The sequence below is a fragment of the Halorubrum sp. Atlit-26R genome (assembly GCF_003666015.1).
Lineage (GTDB): Archaea > Halobacteriota > Halobacteria > Halobacteriales > Haloferacaceae > Halorubrum.
This window is the reverse complement of the sequence record NZ_QPLT01000501.1, coordinates 1-455: the sequence shown is the minus strand read 5'-3', so window position 1 is coordinate 455 and position 455 is coordinate 1. Positions and strand designations below refer to the sequence as shown.

Below are 455 nucleotides of genomic sequence, written 5' to 3'. Positions count from 1 at the left end.
CAACGGATTCATGGTGCATGGTATAATCTTCATCACTTTAACTCTGGTGCTGAACTATCAGAACATCTTAAAGCCCAATCAAAAATTAATTACGGCGTTGCAGGGCGTACATTTCTTTCTCGCTTGATGAATGGCAAGTTAAAATTATCCACTCATTTCCATAAATTTGAATCCCTCAAGGAATTTAACCCAGTTGACGCTAGTGGACAGGCCAGGCGTGTTGCCAGACGTTTTGCATTGCTAGCATTGGCAGGAGAACTCGCCACTAAATTCGGACTGACAGGGTGGGAAGCCGGTTATGCAACGAACACTATGTTTTCAATGTTTCAGTCATGGTTAACATCAGTAGGTAATGCGCCACTGGAAGGACAGAGTATTCTCCAACAAGTCCGTGATTTTATTGAGCGTTACAGTGACAGTCGGTTTAGCAGTAAAGAAGGCTATCCATCAAACAG

The 455-nt window shown here is 43.1% G+C and carries 1 protein-coding gene; it reads left to right on the top strand.

From position 1 onward, the window contains the following. The coding region (locus DVK07_RS23130) for a hypothetical protein (RefSeq protein WP_199719735.1) at positions 1 to 455 on the top strand (455 nt) is incomplete at both ends.